The 21,663-nt window shown below is 43.2% G+C and carries 16 protein-coding genes, 2 tRNA genes and 4 pseudogenes; 4 read left to right on the top strand and 18 right to left on the bottom strand.

Features of this window, described 5'->3' with window-relative positions; genetic code table 11:
- The first annotated feature begins 45 nt into the window (after positions 1-45).
- Positions 46-798, top strand: coding sequence for a class I SAM-dependent methyltransferase (locus F986_RS02190; protein ID WP_004691550.1), 753 nt, complete (start codon positions 46-48; stop codon positions 796-798).
- 10 nt (positions 799-808) lie between these two features.
- Here F986_RS02190 and F986_RS02185 read toward each other — a convergent pair whose 3' ends face one another.
- The 4 genes from F986_RS02185 to ompR form a co-directional block, all read right to left on the bottom strand.
- Complete coding sequence (locus F986_RS02185; protein WP_004691549.1) at positions 809-1,228, bottom strand: GNAT family acetyltransferase; 420 nt, start codon at positions 1,226-1,228, stop codon at positions 809-811.
- A gap of 129 nt (positions 1,229-1,357) precedes the next feature.
- Positions 1,358-2,875, bottom strand: coding sequence for an acetyl-CoA hydrolase/transferase family protein (locus F986_RS02180; protein WP_004691548.1), 1,518 nt, complete (start codon positions 2,873-2,875; stop codon positions 1,358-1,360).
- A gap of 206 nt (positions 2,876-3,081) precedes the next feature.
- On the bottom strand, positions 3,082-4,542 hold the full coding sequence (locus F986_RS02175) for an ATP-binding protein (RefSeq protein WP_004691547.1): 1,461 nt from the start codon (positions 4,540-4,542) through the stop codon (positions 3,082-3,084).
- A 241-nt stretch (positions 4,543-4,783) separates the two neighbouring features.
- Entirely contained in the window at positions 4,784-5,548 is a 765-nt protein-coding gene (ompR, locus tag F986_RS02170) for an osmolarity response regulator transcription factor OmpR (protein WP_004691545.1), read from the bottom strand.
- Between the two features lie 336 nt (positions 5,549-5,884).
- Here ompR and F986_RS02165 point away from each other — a divergent pair, with 336 nt between their 5' ends.
- The gene (locus F986_RS02165) at positions 5,885-8,236 is read left to right on the top strand and encodes a Tex family protein (protein ID WP_004691544.1); all 2,352 of its coding nucleotides are present in this window, start codon (positions 5,885-5,887) and stop codon (positions 8,234-8,236) included.
- Positions 8,237-8,291: 55 nt separating this feature from the next.
- On the opposite strand, the gene F986_RS17710 is transcribed toward F986_RS02165, so the two are convergent.
- The 3 genes from F986_RS17710 to F986_RS02145 form a co-directional block, all read right to left on the bottom strand.
- Positions 8,292-8,609, bottom strand: coding sequence for a hypothetical protein (locus F986_RS17710; protein WP_004691542.1), 318 nt, complete (start codon positions 8,607-8,609; stop codon positions 8,292-8,294).
- A gap of 550 nt (positions 8,610-9,159) precedes the next feature.
- On the bottom strand, positions 9,160-10,035 hold the full coding sequence (locus tag F986_RS02150; RefSeq protein ID WP_017396913.1) for an SDR family NAD(P)-dependent oxidoreductase: 876 nt from the start codon (positions 10,033-10,035) through the stop codon (positions 9,160-9,162).
- 320 nt (positions 10,036-10,355) lie between these two features.
- The gene (locus F986_RS02145; RefSeq protein ID WP_004691539.1) at positions 10,356-11,633 is read right to left on the bottom strand and encodes an O-acetylhomoserine aminocarboxypropyltransferase/cysteine synthase family protein; all 1,278 of its coding nucleotides are present in this window, start codon (positions 11,631-11,633) and stop codon (positions 10,356-10,358) included.
- Between the two features lie 295 nt (positions 11,634-11,928).
- Here F986_RS02145 and ettA point away from each other — a divergent pair, with 295 nt between their 5' ends.
- The gene (gene ettA / locus F986_RS02140) at positions 11,929-13,590 is read left to right on the top strand and encodes an energy-dependent translational throttle protein EttA (protein ID WP_004691537.1); all 1,662 of its coding nucleotides are present in this window, start codon (positions 11,929-11,931) and stop codon (positions 13,588-13,590) included.
- Positions 13,591-13,656: 66 nt separating this feature from the next.
- On the opposite strand, the gene F986_RS02135 is transcribed toward ettA, so the two are convergent.
- The 6 genes from F986_RS02135 to F986_RS02110 form a co-directional block, all read right to left on the bottom strand.
- Positions 13,657-14,460 carry a DUF4198 domain-containing protein gene (locus F986_RS02135; RefSeq protein WP_004691536.1) on the bottom strand — a complete coding sequence of 268 codons (804 nt, stop codon included), beginning with the start codon at positions 14,458-14,460 and terminating at the stop codon, positions 13,657-13,659.
- 142 nt (positions 14,461-14,602) lie between these two features.
- Entirely contained in the window at positions 14,603-14,944 is a 342-nt protein-coding gene (locus F986_RS02130; protein WP_004691535.1) for a hypothetical protein, read from the bottom strand.
- A gap of 152 nt (positions 14,945-15,096) precedes the next feature.
- Positions 15,097-15,172 (bottom strand) — tRNA-Glu (locus F986_RS02125).
- A 24-nt stretch (positions 15,173-15,196) separates the two neighbouring features.
- A tRNA-Glu gene (locus F986_RS02120) sits at positions 15,197-15,272 on the bottom strand.
- 92 nt (positions 15,273-15,364) lie between these two features.
- Positions 15,365-16,873: a glutamate--tRNA ligase gene (gltX, locus tag F986_RS02115; RefSeq protein WP_004691531.1), complete on the bottom strand. Its 1,509-nt coding sequence runs from the start codon at positions 16,871-16,873 to the stop codon at positions 15,365-15,367.
- Between the two features lie 148 nt (positions 16,874-17,021).
- Entirely contained in the window at positions 17,022-17,306 is a 285-nt protein-coding gene (locus F986_RS02110) for a hypothetical protein (protein ID WP_004691529.1), read from the bottom strand.
- 411 nt (positions 17,307-17,717) lie between these two features.
- Between F986_RS02110 and F986_RS17705 the strand changes: the two are divergent.
- Positions 17,718-18,358: pseudogene (locus tag F986_RS17705) on the top strand (transposase); the annotation flags it as partial.
- A 416-nt stretch (positions 18,359-18,774) separates the two neighbouring features.
- Here F986_RS17705 and tnpA read toward each other — a convergent pair.
- From tnpA to F986_RS17700, 5 genes and pseudogenes are all read right to left on the bottom strand, one after another.
- Positions 18,775-19,038 (bottom strand): annotated as a pseudogene (gene tnpA / locus F986_RS02090) (IS200/IS605 family transposase); the annotation flags it as partial.
- 32 nt (positions 19,039-19,070) lie between these two features.
- Positions 19,071-20,717, bottom strand: a pseudogene (gene tnpC / locus F986_RS02085) (IS66 family transposase).
- Between the two features lie 74 nt (positions 20,718-20,791).
- Positions 20,792-21,127 (bottom strand): IS66 family insertion sequence element accessory protein TnpB, encoded by a 336-nt coding sequence (gene tnpB, locus F986_RS02080; protein ID WP_004691523.1) that lies wholly within the window; start codon positions 21,125-21,127, stop codon positions 20,792-20,794.
- Positions 21,124-21,492: pseudogene (locus F986_RS02075) on the bottom strand (transposase); the annotation flags it as partial. The pseudogene F986_RS02075 and the gene tnpB, both read right to left, overlap by 4 nt.
- 43 nt (positions 21,493-21,535) lie before the next feature.
- Positions 21,536-21,663, bottom strand: a 128-nt coding sequence (locus F986_RS17700) for a transposase domain-containing protein (protein ID WP_004691521.1), incomplete at its 5' end; no start/stop codon positions are given.

The raw sequence follows: 21,663 nt of genomic DNA, 5'->3' as shown, positions 1-21,663 counted from the left end.
GAAAATGTGCTAATTTTGAGTCAAAAATAAGACTGAGAATGGCTTATGAAAGACCGCTTTTCGTCAGGAAGTCAGCTTTATCAACTCGCACGTCCGAGTTATCCAGCGAGTTTGATTCAAGAAATACTCAAGCATGTGGCGACTCCTCAATTTGCATGGGACTGTGGTGCAGGTTCGGGGCAACTAACTCAATTGTTGGCGCCGCATTTTGATGCCGTGGTGGCGACAGATATCAGTGTTCATCAGTTACAACATGCACCTTATTTTGAAAATGTCAGTTATCAAGTTCAGTCTGCAGAGCACACCAGTTTTTCCGCGCAGAGTTTTGATTTAATCACGGTAGCTCAAGCCATTCATTGGTTTGATTTTGATGGTTTTTATGCAGAAGTGCGGCGGACTTTACGTCCTGATGGTGTTTTGGCGGTCATTGGCTATGGTTTAATTCAGCTGCAGCAACCTGAGTTACAGGGCTGTATTGAACGACTTTATTTTAAGACTTTGAAAGGCTATTGGGATGCCGAACGTCGTTATATCGACGAGGCCTATCAAACCATTCCTTTTCCCTTTGAAGAAATAACGACGCCTGAATTGTCGATGTCGTTTCAATGGTCTGCTGCTCAATTGTTGGATTATTTAAATACATGGTCTGCACTGAAACATTATCGAGCGAAAAATTCAGATGACCCCTTATATGAGTTCAAAGCATTCTTTGCGTTGGATGATGATGCGAACCAAGTCTTTGTGCTTAAATTTCCAATTTTTTTAAGATTGGGCCGTCTACCTGTATCGGCGCATTGAGTGTCTAAGCTTAATCGGCAATCAGACGTTTACCAAAGCATACGACTTCGATTTCCTCATAGCCCAGCTGCTCATAGAAGCTTTGCACATCGATGTTTTCTTTACGTACAAGCAGTTGTAGTTTGGGGCAACCTAACGCAATCAGGCGCTTCTCGAGCTGCTGTATGAGTGCGGTTGCGACCCCATTGCGTTGAAAGTGTGGATGTACCGCCAAATAATTAATCCAGCCGCGATGGCCATCATAACCACCCATCAACGTGGCGATGAGTTGTTCATCTTTAACGGCCAATAAAAATAAACCATCTTTTTGTGCGGTTTTTCTAAAAATATCAATTTCAGGGTTGTTCCAAGGGCGAGTGAGGTCGCATACCTCCCAAAGTGCAATGACATCTTCTAAATCTGTTTCGAGATAGGGGCGAATAATGAACATGAGCTTGGCATTTTTATTTTTTGGATGCCTTTAGATTAATTGAGTTTTTTTATTTTGATAAGTGTTTTATTACACTTTTCATCAGACATAAAAAAACGCCCAAGAGGGCGCTTTTTTTTAAACTTTAAATTAAGCAGATTTCGCTTCTGCTTGAACAGGAAGCATGTGACCTGTTTCTTCAAAGTTAGAATGCCAAGACAACGCTTCACGAAGAAGGTGAGGCGTATGACCACCTTTTGCACATGAGCGATCGAAGTAGTCATTTAATGCATCACGATACAGTGGGTGTGCACAGTTGTCGATAATCGCACGAGCACGTTCACGCGGTGCTAAACCACGCAGGTCAGCCAAACCTTGTTCTGTTACCAGGATGTCAACATCATGTTCTGCGTGATCGATGTGCGATGCAAACGGTACGATTGAAGAGATGTCGCCACCTTTCGCAATTGATTTGGTTACGAAGATCGCCAAGTGTGCATTACGTGCGAAGTCACCTGAACCACCAATACCGTTCATCATTTTCGTACCGCAAACGTGAGTTGAGTTTACGTTACCGTAAATATCAAATTCAAGCGCAGTATTGATGCCGATAATACCTAAACGACGAACCAATTCAGGGTGGTTCGAAATTTCTTGCGGACGTAAAACCAATTTATCTTTGTACGCTTCAAGGTTATTAAATACTTTTTCGCCGTATTTAGCTGAAAGGGTAATTGAGGAACCTGAAGCAAACTTCATTTTACCTGCATCAATCAATTCAAACGTACAATCTTGAAGTACTTCTGAATACATCACGAGGTCTTCGAAGTTTGAATCTTTAAGGCCTGTAAGTACAGCATTGGCAATTGAGCCAATCCCTGCTTGTAATGGGCCTAAGTTTTTAGGTAGACGCTCTTCAGCCACTTCTTTTTCAAAGAATGCGATTAAGTGGTCTGCAATGCCTTGAGTTTCATCATCTGGTGCAGTTACTGTTGATGGAGAGTCGTGCAAGTCATTGTTGATGACGATACCTACGATTTTTGCAGGATCGATATTGATCGCGTGCGTACCAATACGCTCATCCACTTGAGTCAATGGAATCGGTTGACGTGTTGGACGGTAAGTTGGGATGTAAATATCGTGTAAGCCTTCAAATGCAGGGCTTAAGTTGGTGTTGATTTCAACAATCACTTTTTCTGCGAAAATTGCGAAGCTTGCAGAGTTACCTACCGACGTTGTTGGAATGATGCCGCCATCTTCAGTAATTGCAACCGCTTCAATGATCGCTACATCTGGCTTTTTCAACTGAAGGTTACGCATTTGCTCAACAGTTTCAGACAAGTGTTGGTCAATGAACATCACTTCGCCATTGTTGATTGCTTTACGTAACGTGTTGTCCACTTGGAACGGTAAACGACGTGCCAATACACCCGCTTCAGTCAATTGCTTGTCTAGGTCATTACCTAAAGAAGCACCAGTAATTAATGTGATTTTTAAAGGATTTGTGTGTGCACGTTTAACCAATGCCAAAGGTACAGCTTTCGCTTCGCCAGCACGAGTGAAGCCACTCATACCTACAATCATGCCATCTTCAATAAAAGCAGACGCTTCTTCTGCACTGATGACTTTATCGTGAAGTGAAGCTAAACGGATACGATCTAAAGACATGGTTTACTCTCGTTAATATTCTGGATCTGGCACCGATTGTACCGATCAAGAACGACATTGTGCATACCTGTTAGGCTAAGGTCTAATTTTTTGAAAAAATGTGGGTATAAGGGATTCCGATGATTTGTAAGTGGTTGAAATATATTTGGTAAAATTAAATTGTTGAATAGTTGAACAAAATCGTTTGATCAACTATTGTACAAAGTTTAAAAATGCTCAACCAAGGTTTGCTTTAATTTTTCGAGTGGGTTGTTGCTGGAAATTTCAACATCTTGATTGTGATGAAGAGGCAGCGAAATAATTGCTTCAAGTCCGCCTTGTTCACGATTATGAATGGCCAATTGACCTTGGTGAATATCAACAATGCGCTTCACAATGGCGAGACCTAAACCGCTGCCTTGAACTGTTCTGGCTTCATTGCCACGCACAAAAGGCTGCATAAGTTCTTCAATTTGATCGTCAGGAATGCCTTCACCATGGTCTGCTACGCTAATTAAAATATGTTCATTTTCCACTGTTGCGGAAAGTTCAATCGGCTCAGCACCGTAGCGTTTTGAATTATTAATCAAGTTACCAATCAGGCGTTTAAGAGACAGACTACGTGCCTGAATAATCGGTAATTCAGCGGGTTCAAAACGAATATCTAGCGGTTTGAATTGCACCACCAATTCTTGTAACAACATATTTAAATCGGTGTCTTGGATTTCCTCATCCGAGCCGTCACGCATATAGGAAATGAACTGATTTAAGATCGCGTCCATATCTTCAACGTCATAAATCAGTCCCTCTTTTAAAAAATCATCATCGGGCATCATTTCCGCACTGAGTCGAATACGGGTCAGAGGGGTGCGTAAGTCATGTGAAATCCCTGCCAACATAATCCGACGGTCACGTTCAGTCTGATCTAGGGTATAGATCATGTGATTAAACGCTTGGTTGACCTCACGAATTTCTTGGGGGCCGTGATTGGTCTCTAAATATGGTGCTGTGCCTGTTTTACTATAACTGTTGGCAGCATTTTGCAGACGACGCAGCGGGCGATTGAGCTGACGAACCAAGGTTAAAATAATGGCTGCTGCAATAAGTGGTACGCCAAGTAGCCAGCCGAAAATTAATTCAGGGCTGTAGTTGGCATAGGTTTTCAGTGGTTCGCGGACCCAGTTGCCGTTCATTTCAGGGGTTTGAATCCAAATGCGCGGGCTAGGTTTAAATTGAAAATACACCGTGGCATGTTCGACTTTTAATTCTTTGGCCAGCTTAGCTTCAATTTGGTTGGTAAAGAATTCGGCGATGACCTTATCTTTGACATTAGGATATTCTTTGGGATCGGTGACGTATTCAATGCCAACACGACTTCTTAGCCAGTCATCGACATCGACTTCAGTATTTTGATGATAAATCCGTAAATTGGGGTTGTTGAGAATTTCTATTTCAACAGCAAGATAGCGAGCATGTTGCTGGATTTCTGGAAGATATAGAGTTCGCCAAAAGAACCACAAGGACATAAATAAACTGAAAAACACAATGAAGAGTACCAGTACGGTGGTACGCATGGCAGCAGAGCGCGGCTTGATTTTATCTAAAAAGCGTTCCCAGCGTGTGCGTTTCCGTTCTGAATACGCTTCGTAATCTGTAAATTTTTGAGGGTCGATGGGTTCGAGTTTCACGCCAGCTTCCTATGGACTATTTTTTATCAATATTACTGAAAGATACACGGCAGAGTCTTACCGTTTTTTACCAGTAATAGAAGGAGCTCATTCTGTTACTTTTTAAAAAGTAACCAAAACTTTTGCCATTCGCTGAACTCGCAATAAAGTTGACGAGCCTTGAAAGTAAAATTGGCTCAAACAGCAGCGAATGGCTTTTAGGGACAATAAGTTCGGTGAACGTTTACATTATTGGAGCTTATTATTCCGCGCCATCTGGAACGAACACATAACCCACACCCCAAACCGTTTGGATATAACGTGCGCGAGCAGGGTTTTCTTCTACAAGACGACGAAGGCGCGATACTTGAACATCAATTGAACGTTCCATTGCACCCCATTCACGGCCACGTGCAAGGTTCATCAATTTGTCGCGAGTCAAAGGTTCACGCGGATGTTGTACTAAGGCTTTGAGAACAGCAAACTCACCTGTGGTTAGGGTTACGACTTGACCTTCACGCGTTAAGGTACGTGTAGATAAATCAAGTGACCATGGCCCAAAGCTGACCACTTCCATTTGTTGGCTTGGTGCACCTGGAACTTCACGCACTTGGCGGCGCAGTACAGCACGAATACGTGCTAACAACTCATTTGGATTAAATGGTTTCGGTAAATAGTCATCTGCACCCGCTTCTAGACCTGCAATACGGTCTGAGTCACTGCCACGTGCGGTGAGCATAATAATAGGCGTATCAATATTGGATTGGCGTAGACGACGGCAGATACTTAAGCCATCTTCAACAGGGAGCATGAAGTCGAGCACAATCAGTGAAAACAGTTCGCGCTGTAAGAGACGATCCATTTGGGTTGCGTCATGCGCTGTTTTTACCACAAAGCCTTTATCTTCTAAAAAGCGTTGGAGTAGCGTACGTAAACGCACATCGTCATCTACCACTAAAATGCGTTCAACGCGATCTGCGTCACTATGTACAGCATCTGTTTTTTCAGCAGGTACAACTAAACTCATTGAAGTGCTCCTTTATTCTTTATTGTCATCGTAAACAAAAGTCGGGATAGTCTTGAGTATACGACTCATTTGTATGTCTTTACTATGCTCTAAAGCAACAAATATTGCAGGTAAAATCAAGACATAGATACCAAATGTATACATCTTAGCCCATAGAAAAAAATGGCAAAGAATACCTAAAAATAAGATTTAACACTGAAAATGAGATGGATTTATGAAATTTGCCTGAAATATGTCACATTTAAGCCATTAAATTAATAAAAACAGTTGTGGATTTTATAGTCTTGGTCTTTATAATCATGGCTTTTAGTACATATCCTTGTGGGATCACATACGATGACTGACTTAGTTCAGCAGTTGGCAAAAGAAATTGCCGTACGTCCAAATCAAATCGAGGCTGCCATCAAGTTGATTGATGAAGGTGCTAGCGTTCCATTTATTGCGCGTTACCGTAAAGAAGTCACGCAAGGCTTAGATGATGCGCAGTTACGTCAGCTCGATACACGTTTGGCTTATTTACGTGACTTATTTGAACGTCGCGACAAGGTAATCGAATCATTAAAAGAACAAGACAAATTGTCTGATGATTTATTGGCGCGTGTAAATGCTGCTGAAACTAAAAATGCCTTAGAAGAAATTTACGCACCGTACCGTCCAAAACGGACCAGTAAATCATTTAAAGCCAAAGAAGCAGGCTTAGGCCCGATTGCAGAAAAAATCTTTGCAGAAGCGGTTGATCCAGCTGAAGCATTGGCAGACTTTAGCCATGAAGATTATCCAGATCTAGAAAGTCAGTTGGATGCGATTCAACATATTCTAATTGATGACTGGGCGCAGAACATTGCACTGACCACTGAACTTAAGGCAATGTTTGCAAAAACAGCCACTTTAAAAAGTTTAGTGGCAAGTGATGAGAAAAAAGAAGTTGGCAAAAAATTCCGCGATTACTTCGACTTTTCTGAAAATTTAAATAAAGTCCCGTCACACCGCTTATTGGCTATGTTACGTGGTCGTCAAGAAAATGTTTTAGGTTTAAAAGTTGATGGCGAAGATGATGCACCAGTGGCGCGTATTGAAACTGAATACAGCCTTGAAACTGCACAGCCGCAAGCACGTCAAGACTATTTAAAACAAACGGCTAAATTGTTCTGGTTAGGCAAGGTTCGTCCAAGTATCGAACATTCGTTGCTCACCGAAAAACGTCTTGCAGCCGAATCTGAAGCAATGGATGTTTTTGCTGAAAACTTACGTCATTTGTTGTTGTCTGCACCTGCGGGCGCACGTACAACCTTAGGGGTAGACCCTGGCATCCGTACAGGGGTGAAATTGGCTGTGGTGAATGCATCAGGTGATGTACTTGCACATAGTACGATTTATCCATTTGCACCCAAAGACGATAAGGTCGGTTCAATTGCAGAACTTGCCCGTTTATGCCGTGAGTTTAATGTTGACCTGATTGCCATTGGCAATGGTACAGCAAGCCGTGAAACAGAAAGCGTTGTGGCTGAAATGATGGCTGCGAATAGCGATCTTAAATTGACCCGTGTTTCTGTATCAGAAGCGGGTGCATCGGTTTATTCAGCATCTGAATTGGCTTCTGCGGAGTTACCAGAGTTAGATGTGTCGATTCGTGGTGCAGTGTCGATTGCACGTCGTTTACAAGACCCATTGGCTGAACTGGTGAAAATCGATCCAAAATCGATTGGTGTAGGTCAGTACCAACATGATGTGAACCAAACGGGTTTAGCGAAAACCCTTGAAGCAGTCGTTGAAGACTGTGTGAACTCGGTAGGTGTGGATGTTAATACTGCATCATCTGCTATCTTGGGTTATATCGCAGGTTTGAATAAGTCGATTGCGCAGCAAATTGTCGATTTTCGTAAAGAAAATGGCCGTTTTGACAACCGCCAAGATTTGAAAAAAGTGCCACGTTTAGGCGAGCGTACTTTTGAACAAGCGGCAGGTTTCTTACGTATTCAAGATGGTTCAGAGCCACTGGATGCTTCTGCTGTTCACCCAGAGTCTTATGCGCTGGTCGGTAAAATTGTTGAAGCGAAAGCGACGACGGTGAAAGATATCATTGGTAACTCTGAAATCATTCGCCAAGTGAATGCTGAAGAATTTGCAGATGAGAAATTTGGTTTACCAACTATTCAAGATGTACTGTCTGAACTGGAAAAACCAGGTCGTGATCCGCGTCCAGAGTTCCGTACAGCAAAATTCCGTGAAGACATTACGGAAGTTGCGCAACTGACTGAAGGCATGCAGCTTGAAGGCGTCGTGACCAATGTGACGAACTTCGGTGCTTTTGTGGATGTGGGTGTACACCAAGATGGTTTAGTTCATATTTCAGAGTTGGCCAATGAATTCGTTGCAGATCCGCATAAAGTGGTGAAGCCGGGGCAAATTGTGCAAGTACGTGTACTCACTGTAGATGCTGAGCGTAATCGTGTGAATTTGTCGATGCGCCCTGAAGGTGCTGAAGCGTCTAAAGCTCCACGTCAACCACGTCGTGAAAATACAGAGCGTAGTGAACGTAAACCACAAGGTAAACGTCCACAACAAGCACGTCTGCAAGGCGAGCGTGCTCAAACAAACAAAAAGCCGCAAACGGCTAAACCTCAAGAAAATAAAATTGGTGGTTTAGGTGCATTGTTACTTCAAGCAGGCATTAAAGGTTCGAAATAATCTTTAAGATTTGAATAAAAAACCTCCCGATTGGGAGGTTTTTTTATGGTTACTTTTATCCGTTGATGATGGGCACAATCCAACTGGTGATAATCAGCATAATGCCAAAGTGCCCAAGTTTTCGGCAAACTTTGACAAAGGTTGGAGCGGGTTGTTCCAGTCTCGTCGCATAATCTTTGAGGCTTATGGCTTGGGTACTGCGGCTATGCCACAGGAAAACAGCAAGATCGATACAGATTAGAATCGTCCCGACATTGGCCACGATATCCATCATCACATAATCTTGTAAATACAGGCTACTGCCTACTCGGTAGCAGAGATAAATCGCAAAAGCGATACACACATATTGCAGTACGAAAGTAAAAGCGCGCATAAATTCACAAAATAAAAAAAGACGGCTGTTTATAACACAAAAAGTAGAAGGGTCGCGTCGTCTTTATCTTTTGTCCACAAAAAAGGGTATATGCCTTAACTGATTAGGCTTTGTGCAATCAGGCTGGAAAAAATGGAGACTAAACCTATTTTTGAAAAAAAATTGCAATACATGCTTGATGATTGTGAAGCTGGCCCAGTTTCTGTTTCTAGGGAGTATATTTCACTCGTCAGTGGGTTAGGCTGTTGAGATGCGCATTGGCTCTTAAAGCCAAATTCGAGCAGAATCATTAGCAAACCGCCATGAATCAGCACTTGCCAGATTGAAATATGAAAGAGGGTGAGTTCTGTATACAGATTAAAAGCGGTGATTGCAGCAAAGATGAAGCAAAAAAGCTTGAATAAATAAAGTGCCTGCATTTCTTTTCCCCTTTTATAATTGCTTTTATGATGAGCTTTTTTTCTTAAGCGAATATTAATAACTATAAAAGAGTTGTAAAAAATTTAGCTACCCAACCTTTAATCAAAGGTTGGGTAAATTGTAAGAAAACTTACCAGTGTTCACCTGGGAACAAACGTGCATACGCTTTTTGTACCCAGTTGAGTTTTTGCTGTTCGCCCACAGACGCGGTAGAACTTGGGAATAAGTTATAACCAATCGACATGAGCTTATTGTTGATGTCTGGTGCAATTGAATGAGTGATTGATGCCAAACGCCCTAAGTTAGTTGCCACTTTCTTCGGACGCTTCACAATCGCATAAGCAACCAGATCTGCTGCTTGTTCAGGTGAAAGAGTTGGGACGTATTTATAAATTTTCGTCGGCGCAATCATCGGGGTGCGTACCAAAGGCATATACACCGAAGTAATCGCAATTTTATGTGAATGCACTTCGGCAGAAAGACAGCGACTGAATGCATCTAATGCGGCTTTAGACGCCACATAAGCCGAGAAACGAGTGGCATTTGCTAATACGCCAATCGAGCTAATGTTAATAATATGCCCATCACGACGAATCATCATTTGTGGCAGGATGTTCATGACTAAACGTACCGCACCAAAGTAGTTGAGTTGCATGGTACGTTCAAAGTCGTGGAAGCGTTCCGCTGACTCATGTACAGCACGGCGGATCGAACGACCTGCGTTATTAATTAAAATATCAATATGATCGACTGAAGCTAAAATCTGCTTAGAAACTTTATCAATCGAGTCTAAATCATTTAGGTCACATGGAAAAACAGAAGCTGAACCGCCTTTGGCTTCGATTTCTGCTTTAACTTCTTCTAATGTTTCTTTGGTGCGCGAAACTAAAAGGACGTGTGCTCCTGCGTCAGCCAGTTTGTGCGCAACGGTTAAACCAATACCACTTGAAGCGCCTGTAATTAAGACGGTTTTTCCATTTACACGTTCTTTAAAAAGTCTATCCATTCTTGAATTCACGTTATCATTCCTGATCTAAGTCAAATATTTGAGGGTTATGGCTATTTTTATATTCGATTATTAAGGCTGCATTTTCTGAGAAATGTAGCGGCTTTCCTTCACAGTATAATACCTAAACTGCTTAAAAATATCACTGCATAAGTTATTGAAATAATAAATAAAATTAGAGTAAAAGCTCTATTTTATTTCTTCTAATTACTTGTTTTTACCACGAATTCAAGCGAAGTGAAAGGGCTATAAATATAAAAGACAAGCGTATAAAAAACCTCAATCATGTGATTGAGGTTTTAAGTTTAGCAGTCTGTTTTTTAGACTTGAGCCAAGGCCTGCTCTAAATCTGCAATCAAATCATCAATATGTTCAATACCTACAGATAAACGCACCATATCAAGACTTACTCCAGCAGACTTTAATTCTGCTTCATTCAGTTGGCGATGTGTGGTGGTGGCGGGGTGGCAGGCCAGACTTTTGGCATCGCCAATATTGACCAAGCGAGTGAAGAGTTGTAGTGCATCAATAAAGCGAGTGCCTCCTTCACGGCCATCTTGTACCCCAAAGGATAAAATTGCCGAAGGTTTTCCTTTGACATATTTTTGCGCTAAGCCATGCTGAGGGTGATCTTTCAGGCCGGCATAGTTGACCCATTGTACTTTAGGGTGTTGCTGTAAATATTCAGCCACTTTCTGCGCATTTTCAGTATGACGTTCCATACGCAGGTTTAGCGTTTCTAAGCCTTGTAGAATCAAGAACACGCTTAAAGGGCTAATCGCAGCGCCAGTATTACGTAGTGGTACCACGCGGGCACGCGCGATATAAGCTGCTTCACCTAAAGCTTCAACATAGTTCACGCCGTGATAGCTTGCGTCTGGCGTATTGAGCACTTTAAAGCGCTCAGGATGCTTGCCCCAAGGAAATTTACCGCTGTCGACAATCGCACCGCCAATCGAGTTCCCATGCCCACCAATATATTTGGTCAAGGAATGCACCACAATATCTGCCCCATATTCAAAGGGTTTCAGCAGTGCAGGAGTTGCAACGGTATTATCGACCACCACAGGCACGCCATACTCATGTGCGATTTTGGCGATCGCATCTAGGTCAATGATGTTGCCCAGTGGATTGCCAATCGATTCAACAAAAACCAACTTGGTTTTTTCATCAATTAAATCACGCAGGGCTTCAGGGTCTTGATAATCAAAGAAACGTACCTCAATGCCTTGCTTCGGTAGAGTGTGGGCAAACAGGTTATAAGTGCCACCGTACAAGGTCGACACGGAAGCAATATTGTCGCCTGCTTCGGTAATGGTTTGAATGGCATAGGTGATGGCCGCCATGCCAGAAGCCAAGGCCAACGCGCTAATACCGCCTTCGAGTGCAGCCAAACGTTGTTCTAGCACGGCAGTGGTCGGGTTCATAATTCGGGTATAAATATTGCCTTGAACTTTTAGGTCAAATAGATCCGCACCATGTTGTGTATTATCAAAGGCATAAGACGTGGTTTGATAAATCGGTACGGCCACTGCTTTGGTGGTGGCTTCGGGGCTATAACCAGCATGGATAGCCAAAGTTTCATCTTTATAGGTCATGGGACTTCATCTGCGTGAGTTAAATATTGCACAGTCTACCATCAATGAATATGAGTGAAAGTGTGAAAATAATGAATATTTATCTAAAAAATTCATAAAGATGAGCTGAGCGTAGCTTCGTGTATGCGGAAAAGTAAGATAAAGAGAGTGTTTAAAAAATAACCGCACTGAAAGTTGTAACATTGCATTGAAGATCGGTTTCATGCCTTATTTTTTCAACGTATTCATCGTATAATGCCCGCAAATATTTTTTCGCTTCTTGCGATTTTTTGGTTTTTCTATTGAGGAGTCCTACGTGGCCCAATATATTTATACGATGAACCGAGTGTCTAAGATGGTTCCGCCTAAGCGCGAAATCTTAAAAGACATCTCTTTGTCATTTTTCCCGGGTGCAAAAATTGGTGTACTTGGTTTAAACGGTGCAGGTAAATCGACCTTGCTTCGTATTATGGCAGGCGTAGACAAAGATTTCTCTGGTGAAGCTCGTGCGCAACCGGGTATCAAAATTGGTTACCTAGAACAAGAACCGCCACTTGATCCAAATAAAGATGTCCGTGGAAACGTAGAAGATGGTTTACGTGAACCATTGGATGCTTTGGCACGTTTGGACGAAGTATTTGCTGAATATGCAGCAGAAGATGCAGACTTTGATGCATTGGCAAAAGAGCAAGAAAAACTTGAAGCAATTATCCATTCATGGGATGCGCATAACCTTAGCAACCAAATGGATCAAGCTGCTGCTGCCTTGAACCTACCTGCTTGGGATGCGGATGTCACACTACTTTCCGGTGGTGAGCGTCGTCGTGTTGCATTGTGTCGTTTGCTTTTATCTAAGCCAGACATGTTACTTCTAGACGAACCGACGAACCACTTAGATGCAGAATCTGTGTCTTGGTTAGAGCGTTTCTTGAAAGACTTTGCCGGCACCATCGTGGCGATTACGCACGACCGTTATTTCTTGGATAACGTAGCGGAATGGATTCTTGAGCTTGACCGCGGTATGGGTATTCCATATCAAGGCAACTATTCTTCTTGGTTAGAGCAAAAGAATGCGCGTCTAGAGCAAGAGAACAAGCAAGAAGAATCTTTTGCTAAAGCATTGAAGAAAGAACTTGAATGGGTTCGTTCAAATGCGAAAGGTCAGCAAAAGAAAAACAAAGCGCGTATGGAGCGTTTTGAAGAGCTTAACTCACGCGAATTCCAACAGCGTAACGAAACTTCTGAAATCTATATTCCACCTGGCCCACGTCTAGGCAATAAAGTCGTAGAAGTGGAAGGCATCAGCAAATCATTTGATGGTCGCGTACTGTACGAAAACCTAAGCTTTACCGTACCGCCTACAGCAATTGTGGGTATCGTGGGTCCAAACGGTGCGGGTAAAACCACACTGTTCCGTATGATGACTGGTGAACAACAGCCAGATACAGGTACGGTGACTTTGGGTGAGTCGGTTAAAGTAGCGTATGTGGGTCAGATTCGTGACACCTTAGATAACAACAAAACCGTTTGGGAAGAAGTTTCTGGCGGTTTGGATATCTTAAGAATTGGCGATTATGAAATTGCATCACGTGCTTATATCGGTCGCTTTAACTTCAAAGGTCAAGACCAACAGAAGCGTGTAGGTGAGTTGTCAGGTGGTGAGCGTAACCGTTTACAACTGGCGAAAATCCTGCAAATGGGCGCAAACGTGATCTTACTGGATGAGCCATCGAACGACTTGGATATCGAAACCTTACGTGCACTTGAGGATGCAATTCTTGTATTCCCAGGTACGGTAATGGTAGTGTCGCACGACCGTTGGTTCCTTGACCGTATTGCAACGCACATCTTGTCGTTTGAGAACGAGCAGCCTGAATTCTACGAAGGTAACTATGCTGAGTATGAAGCTTATCGTTTAGCGCGTTTAGGTGATGCCGCGGTTCAAAAACGGACCAAATACAAGAAAATTGGCGGTTAATACTTCCGTTAATTCAATTAAAAAACCAGCCTTCGGGCTGGTTTTTTTATGCTTAGCAATTGCCGCTTAAGGCGTTTTAGGGGCATTCACTTGTAAGCTGATAATGGTGTAATACTGATTTTTAGGTTTTGCTTTGGCATCGACTTTTTCGCTCACTTCAATCAGGTATTGCCCAGCTTGTGCAAACGTGAGTGTGGCATTGCCTTGTACATCGACAGGTGTGCTTTTCGCTTGCTGCTCAAGCTCACCTTGAGCGCGAACCATGAGTTCTGCGTGTGCAAGAGCTTTGCCTGCTTGAGTAATTTGCAGTTGTACAGGCTGTTGCACCGTGATTTGGTTTGGATGGGTTTTGAATTTGACTTGAATTGGGGCTGGCGTTATAGCAACAGGTGAGGTGCTGTCTTTGCTCACATAGCTTTGAATGCTCCATTCGCGAACCGTAGAGACCTTACTTGGCACTTTGCCTTTAAAGTCACTTGGTATGACATAGTCACGCTCGCTTAGGGCAGGGACTTTGTCTGCTGCGACATCGGCAAAGATTTTCCATTGACGATTATGTTTTACATATTCAATTGGATATGAAGTCTTGGCAAAAATGGTATAGGTGCCTTTTTCCGGTAGCTTAAGATCAAATGCAGTTGCAGATTCTAAGTGCTTCTGTGCTTGAATCGTAGTCTGTATTTGGTTTGGTTGGAAAACGCTGAACGAAATATCTTTTAGGGCATATTCAGGATGAAAGGCTTGTTCCGCATAGGCGCTCAATACAGGGATTTGGGTATTTTCAGTGTGATACGCCAGTGGAGCGACATAGGGTTCATGTGCTTGAGCCACTGAACAGAATAAAAGTGTGCAGAGTAGAGCATTTTTCATAAAGACTAGGCCTAAAAATATTTCGTAAGATGAGGTTTTTGATTATATCGAGAAAAACTAACAGGTGATAATAATTATTATTTGAGTAGATAAAAAGGGAGTGCATAGACTCCCTTTTTGGATGCGGGTTCTAAGTTAAGGCTTAGATTTCCCACTCATGGTCACATTCACGGCATTTCCATTTTTTCTGAGACTGCATGAAGCCTTGCATTGAAATCTTAAAATCAGGAAGGTCGCGGTAAAATAAGAAGCCAGCAATCACACATATGATGAAAACCACGACCGTTGCAATTTGTAGTGTTGAGCCAGCGCCATCCCCGAACAGCCACATTGCGATGCTAATGAGCACCAAAAGTAATAATACAAAAATGGCTGGAACCAAAAAAACCAGACTTTTAGGCACGACAGGGCGTGTTGCTGGAGCTCCTGCTTGAGCAACTGGCATAATTTTTGGGCTTTGACATTGAGGACAACGATATTGCATTACAACTCCAAAATTCGAATCTATGCTGTATTCTAATCGGATTGGGGCGGAAAGCCAAAAAAGCGTGGTAATGAAGTGCTGAAAAATTTGAGGCAATAAAAAACCCAAGTCATAATGCTTGGGTTTTTTACCAGATGTTGCCATCTTAAATATGGCGTCCCTACGGGGATTCGAACCCCGGTTACCGCCGTGAAAGGGCGATGTCCTAGGCCTCTAGACGATAGGGACTTAATAAAACTTTACTTCTGAAATTGGCGTCCCTACGGGGATTCGAACCCCGGTTACCGCCGTGAAAGGGCGATGTCCTAGGCCTCTAGACGATAGGGACTTATTGAGGCATCACGTTGAGTGGTTAACACCGTCTCTCTGTGTGAGCGCTATATTAGGGATATAACGCCCATGCGTCAACTAAAAAATCAATTAAGCTTCATCAACTGCGTCATTTTTCGGCAATTTTAGGCTTTCATTGAGTTTTTCCCAAACTTTTGCTTCTTTTTTGCTAGGACCACCCACAATTTCAAGGGCATGACGTAAGCGCGCGAAGGTTAAGTCAGGGCCAATGGTGACCATGGTTTGCATCACTGGGGTCGAAGCGGTTGAACCTGCAATGGCAATAAAGAACGCTGGCATAAAGTCACGGAGCTTAATTTCCATTTGGCTGGCTAAGTCCATCAAGGTTTGGCTTACGGTGTCATTGTTCCATGTGAACATACTTTCCAAACGCCAAATCGCAAATTGCAGACTTTGACGAACTTGTTCTTCGCTCAGTTTCTTGCTTTCAAACTGTTCTTTGGTCAAGCTTGGGAACTGGTTAAAGTAATGTGCAGACCAGTTCACCGCTTCTGAAAGTAAGTTGATACGAGGTTGAATTGCTGCGGCGATGTCTTCGAGCATCTTACGATCTGCTTTCCATGCCAATAAGGTATCTAACAGTTCAGCAGGGCTTAAGCCTTTGATCCATTGACCATTGAGCCAATTCAGTTTTTCCACATCAAAAATTGGACCACCGAGGGATACACGTTGAATATCAAAGTGTTCAATCATCTCTGCTAATGTGAATTTTTCGCGTTCATCTGGCATCGACCAGCCCATACGGCCTAAGTAATTCAACAAGGCTTCAGGCAAGACACCAATATTTTTGTAGTAGTTAATAGAGGTTGGGTTCTTACGTTTCGACAGTTTTGATTTGTCTGGGTTACGTAGTAATGGCATATGACCCAGTACAGGCATTTCCCAACCAAAGTATTGGTACAACAACTGATGTTTAGGTGCAGAAGGCAACCATTCTTCGCCACGGAAAACGTGGGTAATTTGCATCAAATGGTCATCAACCACATTGGCAAGGTGATAGGTTGGTAAACCATCTGTTTTAAGCAAGACTTGCATGTCCACTTGCACCCAAGGAATTTCCACTTCCCCGCGCAGTAAGTCATTGACTGTACAAATGCCTTCTTCGGGCACTTTCATACGAATCACGTGTGGCTCACCTGCAGCAAGGCGACTTTGAACTTCTTCAGCAGATAATTTTAAACCACGACCATCGTACTTTGGTGTTTCACCACGGGCCTGTTGTTCTGCACGCATTTGATCCAACTCTTCGCTCGTAGCAAAGCAGTAGAACGCATGACCTTTTTCAACCAAATCCAGTGCATATTGTTTATAAATATGCATGCGTTCAGACTGGCGATACGGTGCATATGGCCCGCCAATGTCCGGACCTTCAGACCAATTCAATCCTAACCAACGCAATGAATCTAAAATCATTTTTTCCGATTCAGGAGTCGAACGAAGTTGGTCGGTATCTTCGATACGCAGAATAAATTCACCACCATGTTGCTTGGCATAGCATAAGTTAAATAACGCAATATACGCTGTGCCCACATGCGGGAAGCCAGTTGGAGAGGGTGCAATACGAGTACGAACAGTCATAGCCAATTATGATTCAGAATGTAAATTGAGGTCTATTATAACGAAAAAGCCCGACCACTTAATGCTTAATTCAACATTCAGTGATCAGGCTTTAGTACGCAAATGTCATAACTTGAGAGTGGTTACGACACTGTGGCTTATTTTTAGTTTAGAGGAACAATGATTGCACAAAACGGCTAAAGCGCTGGTTTTGTGTAGCAAAGAAATTTTGTGTCGGTGCAACTTTGATTGAGGTCATGATTTTTAAATCAGTATCCGTCATCGTAGTTCGGTCACTGCCTCTTTGTTGACTGATCGCTTTTTCAATCAACGATGTTTTCTCAGTGGGCATCGTCGCTTTGTCATTGCTTTGAATGGCTGCACTATGTCCCAGTTGGCTAAAACAAGCCAAGCCGATACTCAACGTAACGGTATGTAAAAATGTTGCTTTCATGTCCTTTTCCCCCCTCTCAACATGGTATTGGAACAGATTTTTATTAAAGTCATTGGTAATCTAGTTTCAATTTAACCGATTTCACAAATAAAAAAGTAGAACTGTGTCACACAATTTACAAAATTATAAACAAATTTGGGCTAAATTGACATTTAAACATCAAATATAAATCATTTGGCTTTTTGTACCAAATAACTGTGGAGATAGCATGGAGATTTTGAGCTTGATCTGTGGAGGGTGGATATGGGTTATCCTTAAAAGTGCACAAAATAGTCCTTTTAGAGATATCTTTTTATCAGTATAGCCGTAAAACCTCGCCTTCAGGGTATAGGTATCTATGATCCTAGCCAAAATAATGGACAGCACGTCCCTCTAAAGATAACGTAACTTTAATCTTTGGAGATTCAAGAAATGGCTAAACGTTTTAGTCCTGAATTTAAACAGCAAGCGATTGATTATGCACTTTCAAACCCCCACGAACCTATAGCTGCAATCGCCCAGAAATTAGGTGTTGGTTATTCAACATTGGATAAATGGATTCGTGAAGCCAATCCAGTGGGTTCAAGCAAACGCCAACTTTCATCAGAACAACAGCGGATTTTAGAATTAGAGAAAGAAGTCAAACAGCTCAGGGACGCCAATGACATCTTAAAAAAAGCGCATGTGTACTTTCTGACAGATCATGCAAAGAAAAGTACACGGTAATTCAAGATCTGGATGTGAATGAAGTCACTGTATCTTCTGCCTGTAAATGCCTGGGTGTCAGCACTTCAGGCTATTATGCCTGGCGAAAATGCCAGGCCAATCTAGCGCAGAAATATAATGATTTAAAAGCCGTATATTGGCAGCATCATGCACGATTGGGTGCACCTTCATTGGTACATGACATGCATGATTTAGGTTACAGCATGAGCGAACGAACCGTTGGAAGAATGCTTAAAAAGCTTGGTTTACGTAGCAGGATTGCACGTAAATACAAGCATACGACTGATTCAAACCATCGTTTGCCTACAGCGCCTAACTTGTTGGATCGTCAATTTGGCGTTGGTCAATTGAAAGCTACTTCAAGCTTCTAAAACAAGCGGGTCATGATGTTGAATCGTGGCTCCAAACGACCCCTCAAGCAATTTTAAGAAAACTACTTGTTGCGAGTATGGCCTGCGTACTGACATGGCGAATACAACGCTGTAATGATGAACAAACTACTCGAGTAAGAGCCGTACTAACACGACTATCTGGGCGACAGCAAAAGCGAGGGAAAAGAGAAAGTGCACCATCAATACTTGCTGGACTTTCAATCTTATTAAACACCTTGAAGCTACTGGAAAGTTATTCGGTGGATGAGTTAAAGGAAATGGCTAAAATTGCGTTGGGGTATCCACACGAAGATGTGTAGATACCTATACCTTCAGGGCGGGGATGTAAGGCTGCAATCCGCTAGTCCCCTTGTGGGGATTAGCTAGGATTGCTAATGCGGAGTTTGCTGTTGCTGAATATATTGTTTGATAATCCCAATAGGTGTACCATCACATGATGCAGCGAAATAGCTAGGCGACCACAAAGCATTACCCCATAACTTGCTTCTAATTTCAGGGTGCTTGGTTCGTAAAATACGACTGGAAGCACCTTTTAAACTATTTACCAAGCTAGAAATAGCGACCTTTGGCGGATAATGCACAAGTAGATGGACATGATCATCTTCACCATCAAATTCTGCCAACTCGGCTTCAAAGGTAAGCGTGCGCTGAACCCCATAGCTATTTTTTAACTTGGGTTGGATTTCCAGCGGTGTGGCAGTAATTCTTCTATTTGGGTCACTTTATGGGTCGGTAACCTTTTCAGCACATCACTGAGATAGGCATACGGATCCAGCCCATTCAGTTTTGCTGACTGGATCAGGGTCATGCTATTGGCCGCTCGTTGACCACTACGCAGCGAACCTGCAAATAGCCAGTTCTTACGTCCCAAGGCCCAGGGACGCATCTGATTTTCCAACCAATTATTATCAATGGGCAAATTGCCATTATCTAGATAGCGACTTAAGGCTGGCCAGCATTTTAGGCTGTAGTTGATCGCTCGGGCAGTTGGGGAACTCGATGGCACCGTCAGCTGATGTTGGTTGAGCCACTCATATAGTTGTTGCATCACCGGTTGACTATACTGTTGCCGGTATTCGCGGCGGTGTTCTGCTGTACCATCCGTCTTTTTCCTGAGTTCTGCTTCTATCGCATACAGTCTCTGAATCATCAGTAATGCCTGTTCAGCGATCTGACTTTTCCCGGTCACATGCAGTTCATGGAATTTACGACGTGCATGCGCCATGCAGCCCACCTCAATGACATCGCCTGATTTAAAGCGTGCTTTATAACCACTGTAATCATCACAGACCAGATGCCCCTGCCAGCCTTTCAGGAACTCTTCAGCATGCTGACCTGAACGGCTATCTTGAAAGTCATAGATCACCGCCTGAACTGGATTGTACTGTGTGGTGGCATAGGCCCAGAAATAACCTTTCTTCGGTTTTTTCTCATCATCCCCCATCTGCATGATGATGACTGGTGTTTCATCTGCATGCAGCACCTGTTGTTGCAGCACAAGCTATTTTAAGGCATTGGTCAGAGGTTCAAGTTCTACCCCACAGCGTCCAATCCAGTCAGATAATGTGGATCTGGAAAGATCAACACCTGCGCGTAGAAAGATTTGACGTTGACGATATAGCGGTAAATGATCAGCGTATTTGGAAACCAGCACATGGCTGAGCAATTCAGGTGTAGCGATTCCTTTATCAATAACATACGCAGCCATCGCTTGTTGAGTCAGGATGTCACACTGATCACAGACCCATTTACCACGGATATGTTGTTCCTTATAGAACTGTGCCGGCCTGAAATTTAGTTTTTCACTGATATCTTCGCCGATACGACGCAATGTGCAGCCACAGCTGCATTGCGTTGAGGCAGGTTCGTGCTCAATACGGAGGGTTGGTAGGTGATCTGGCAGTGGTCGACGTTTAGGTTTGTTGACTGTGGCTTTCTGTGTCGCTGCATCGGTTTTATCTGCATTCAGCCGCTCCAGTTCCAGATCAACTGCTGCGATATCTTCTTCGACCGCTTCATCCCACAGATGGATTTGTTTTGCGGTTAGATGTTCGTTTTTACTGCCGAATTTGTGCTGTTTAAATAGTGCGAGTTCATGCTCGTATTTTTGATTGAGAATAGAAAGATGTTGAACTTTAGAATCTAATTGCTGATTGGTGACTTCAAGATGTTGAACTCTGGCATCTAATTGCTGATTTGATTGTTCCAGTTGTTGTTTAGATTGTGCCAGAGACTGATGCTGCATCGCCAACTGTCTGGTAAATTCCAGCAGTTGTTCATGGGTCAGTTGGCTTAAGTCAGGCAGCGTATTCATGACCGCAGTATGCCTGATGTCATGATGCAGAGGAAATAGAACGTTTGGAGAATAGCAGAATGGACGAGCCTGGTTTAGAGCATAGTCACCACCTGCTGTCGTCCAATGCGCTGCCAGGGCAAACCCTGGATCAATGCCTGTAACTGTTCCGGACTGAGGGCTACGGTTTCACCCTGATGAAGCTGAACCCAGTGGAATTTTCCCTGTTCCAGCCGCCGGGCACACAGCCAGATACCCAATCCATCATGTACCAGCAGTTTCATGCGATGGCCACGTTTATTACAGAACAGGTAAGCGCAATGCGGTTTGATGTAGCCAAAGGCTCTCAGCACCTGAGTCATGACAGTATCCATACCTGCACGCATATCCATCGGCTGGGTAGCAAGCCAGATTTCATCAATACGGATCATTGAGTCAAACCCTGGATCAGCACCAGTAATTCAGTTACTGACTCCACCGGCCAGTCGATCTCGATCATCTGACCCCTTACGGAACCTGGTTCCTCATGTAGTGGAATCCTAATATGAGCGACAACTTTCTTCTCTGGTACAGGTGGCGGAGGTGCTTCTTGTCTGACTGGAGTCGGGTGAAGAATGACGGGAAGGAAGTCGGTCTGTGGAATAGATGGGGGTGTTAATGATGGAACCATTGATCTGGACTGACGAATCCATTTATGCAACAGATTCGCATTGACCTGATGTTGCATTGCCACCTTGGCCACTGATGTGTCTGGCTGCTGACATTGCTGAATAAGTTGATGTTTAAATTCAGCCGTGAAGGTTCGACGGTAAGCGTCCGCTGAACCCCATGCCTATTTTTTAATTTGAGTTGGATTTCCAGCGATGTGGTAGTAATTCTTCTATTTGGGTCGCTTTATGCGTCGGCAGCCTTTTCAGCACATCACTGAGATAGGCATACGGATCCAACCCATTCAGCTTTGCTGACT

The organism is Acinetobacter johnsonii CIP 64.6, assembly GCF_000368045.1.
Lineage (GTDB): Bacteria > Pseudomonadota > Gammaproteobacteria > Pseudomonadales > Moraxellaceae > Acinetobacter > Acinetobacter johnsonii.
This window is presented reverse-complemented; position numbering and strand designations above follow the sequence as displayed.

Excerpts from the sequence above, each read along its gene's own strand:
- F986_RS02165 (WP_004691544.1), top strand. The coding sequence starts at position 5,885 with ATGACTGACTTAGTTCAGCAGTTGGCAAAAGAAATTGCCGTACGTCCA.
- F986_RS02190 (WP_004691550.1), top strand. The coding sequence starts at position 46 with ATGAAAGACCGCTTTTCGTCAGGAAGTCAGCTTTATCAACTCGCACGT.
- ompR (WP_004691545.1), bottom strand. The coding sequence starts at position 5,548 with ATGAGTTTAGTTGTACCTGCTGAAAAAACAGATGCTGTACATAGTGAC.
- tnpB (WP_004691523.1), bottom strand. The coding sequence starts at position 21,127 with ATGATCCGTATTGATGAAATCTGGCTTGCTACCCAGCCGATGGATATG.
- F986_RS02150 (WP_017396913.1), bottom strand. The coding sequence starts at position 10,035 with ATGGATAGACTTTTTAAAGAACGTGTAAATGGAAAAACCGTCTTAATT.
- F986_RS02130 (WP_004691535.1), bottom strand. The coding sequence starts at position 14,944 with ATGCAATATCGTTGTCCTCAATGTCAAAGCCCAAAAATTATGCCAGTT.
- F986_RS17710 (WP_004691542.1), bottom strand. The coding sequence starts at position 8,609 with ATGCGCGCTTTTACTTTCGTACTGCAATATGTGTGTATCGCTTTTGCG.
- F986_RS02110 (WP_004691529.1), bottom strand. The coding sequence starts at position 17,306 with ATGAAAGCAACATTTTTACATACCGTTACGTTGAGTATCGGCTTGGCT.
- F986_RS02185 (WP_004691549.1), bottom strand. The coding sequence starts at position 1,228 with ATGTTCATTATTCGCCCCTATCTCGAAACAGATTTAGAAGATGTCATT.
- F986_RS02135 (WP_004691536.1), bottom strand. The coding sequence starts at position 14,460 with ATGAAAAATGCTCTACTCTGCACACTTTTATTCTGTTCAGTGGCTCAA.
- F986_RS02145 (WP_004691539.1), bottom strand. The coding sequence starts at position 11,633 with ATGACCTATAAAGATGAAACTTTGGCTATCCATGCTGGTTATAGCCCC.
- gltX (WP_004691531.1), bottom strand. The coding sequence starts at position 16,873 with ATGACTGTTCGTACTCGTATTGCACCCTCTCCAACTGGCTTCCCGCAT.
- F986_RS02180 (WP_004691548.1), bottom strand. The coding sequence starts at position 2,875 with ATGTCTTTAGATCGTATCCGTTTAGCTTCACTTCACGATAAAGTCATC.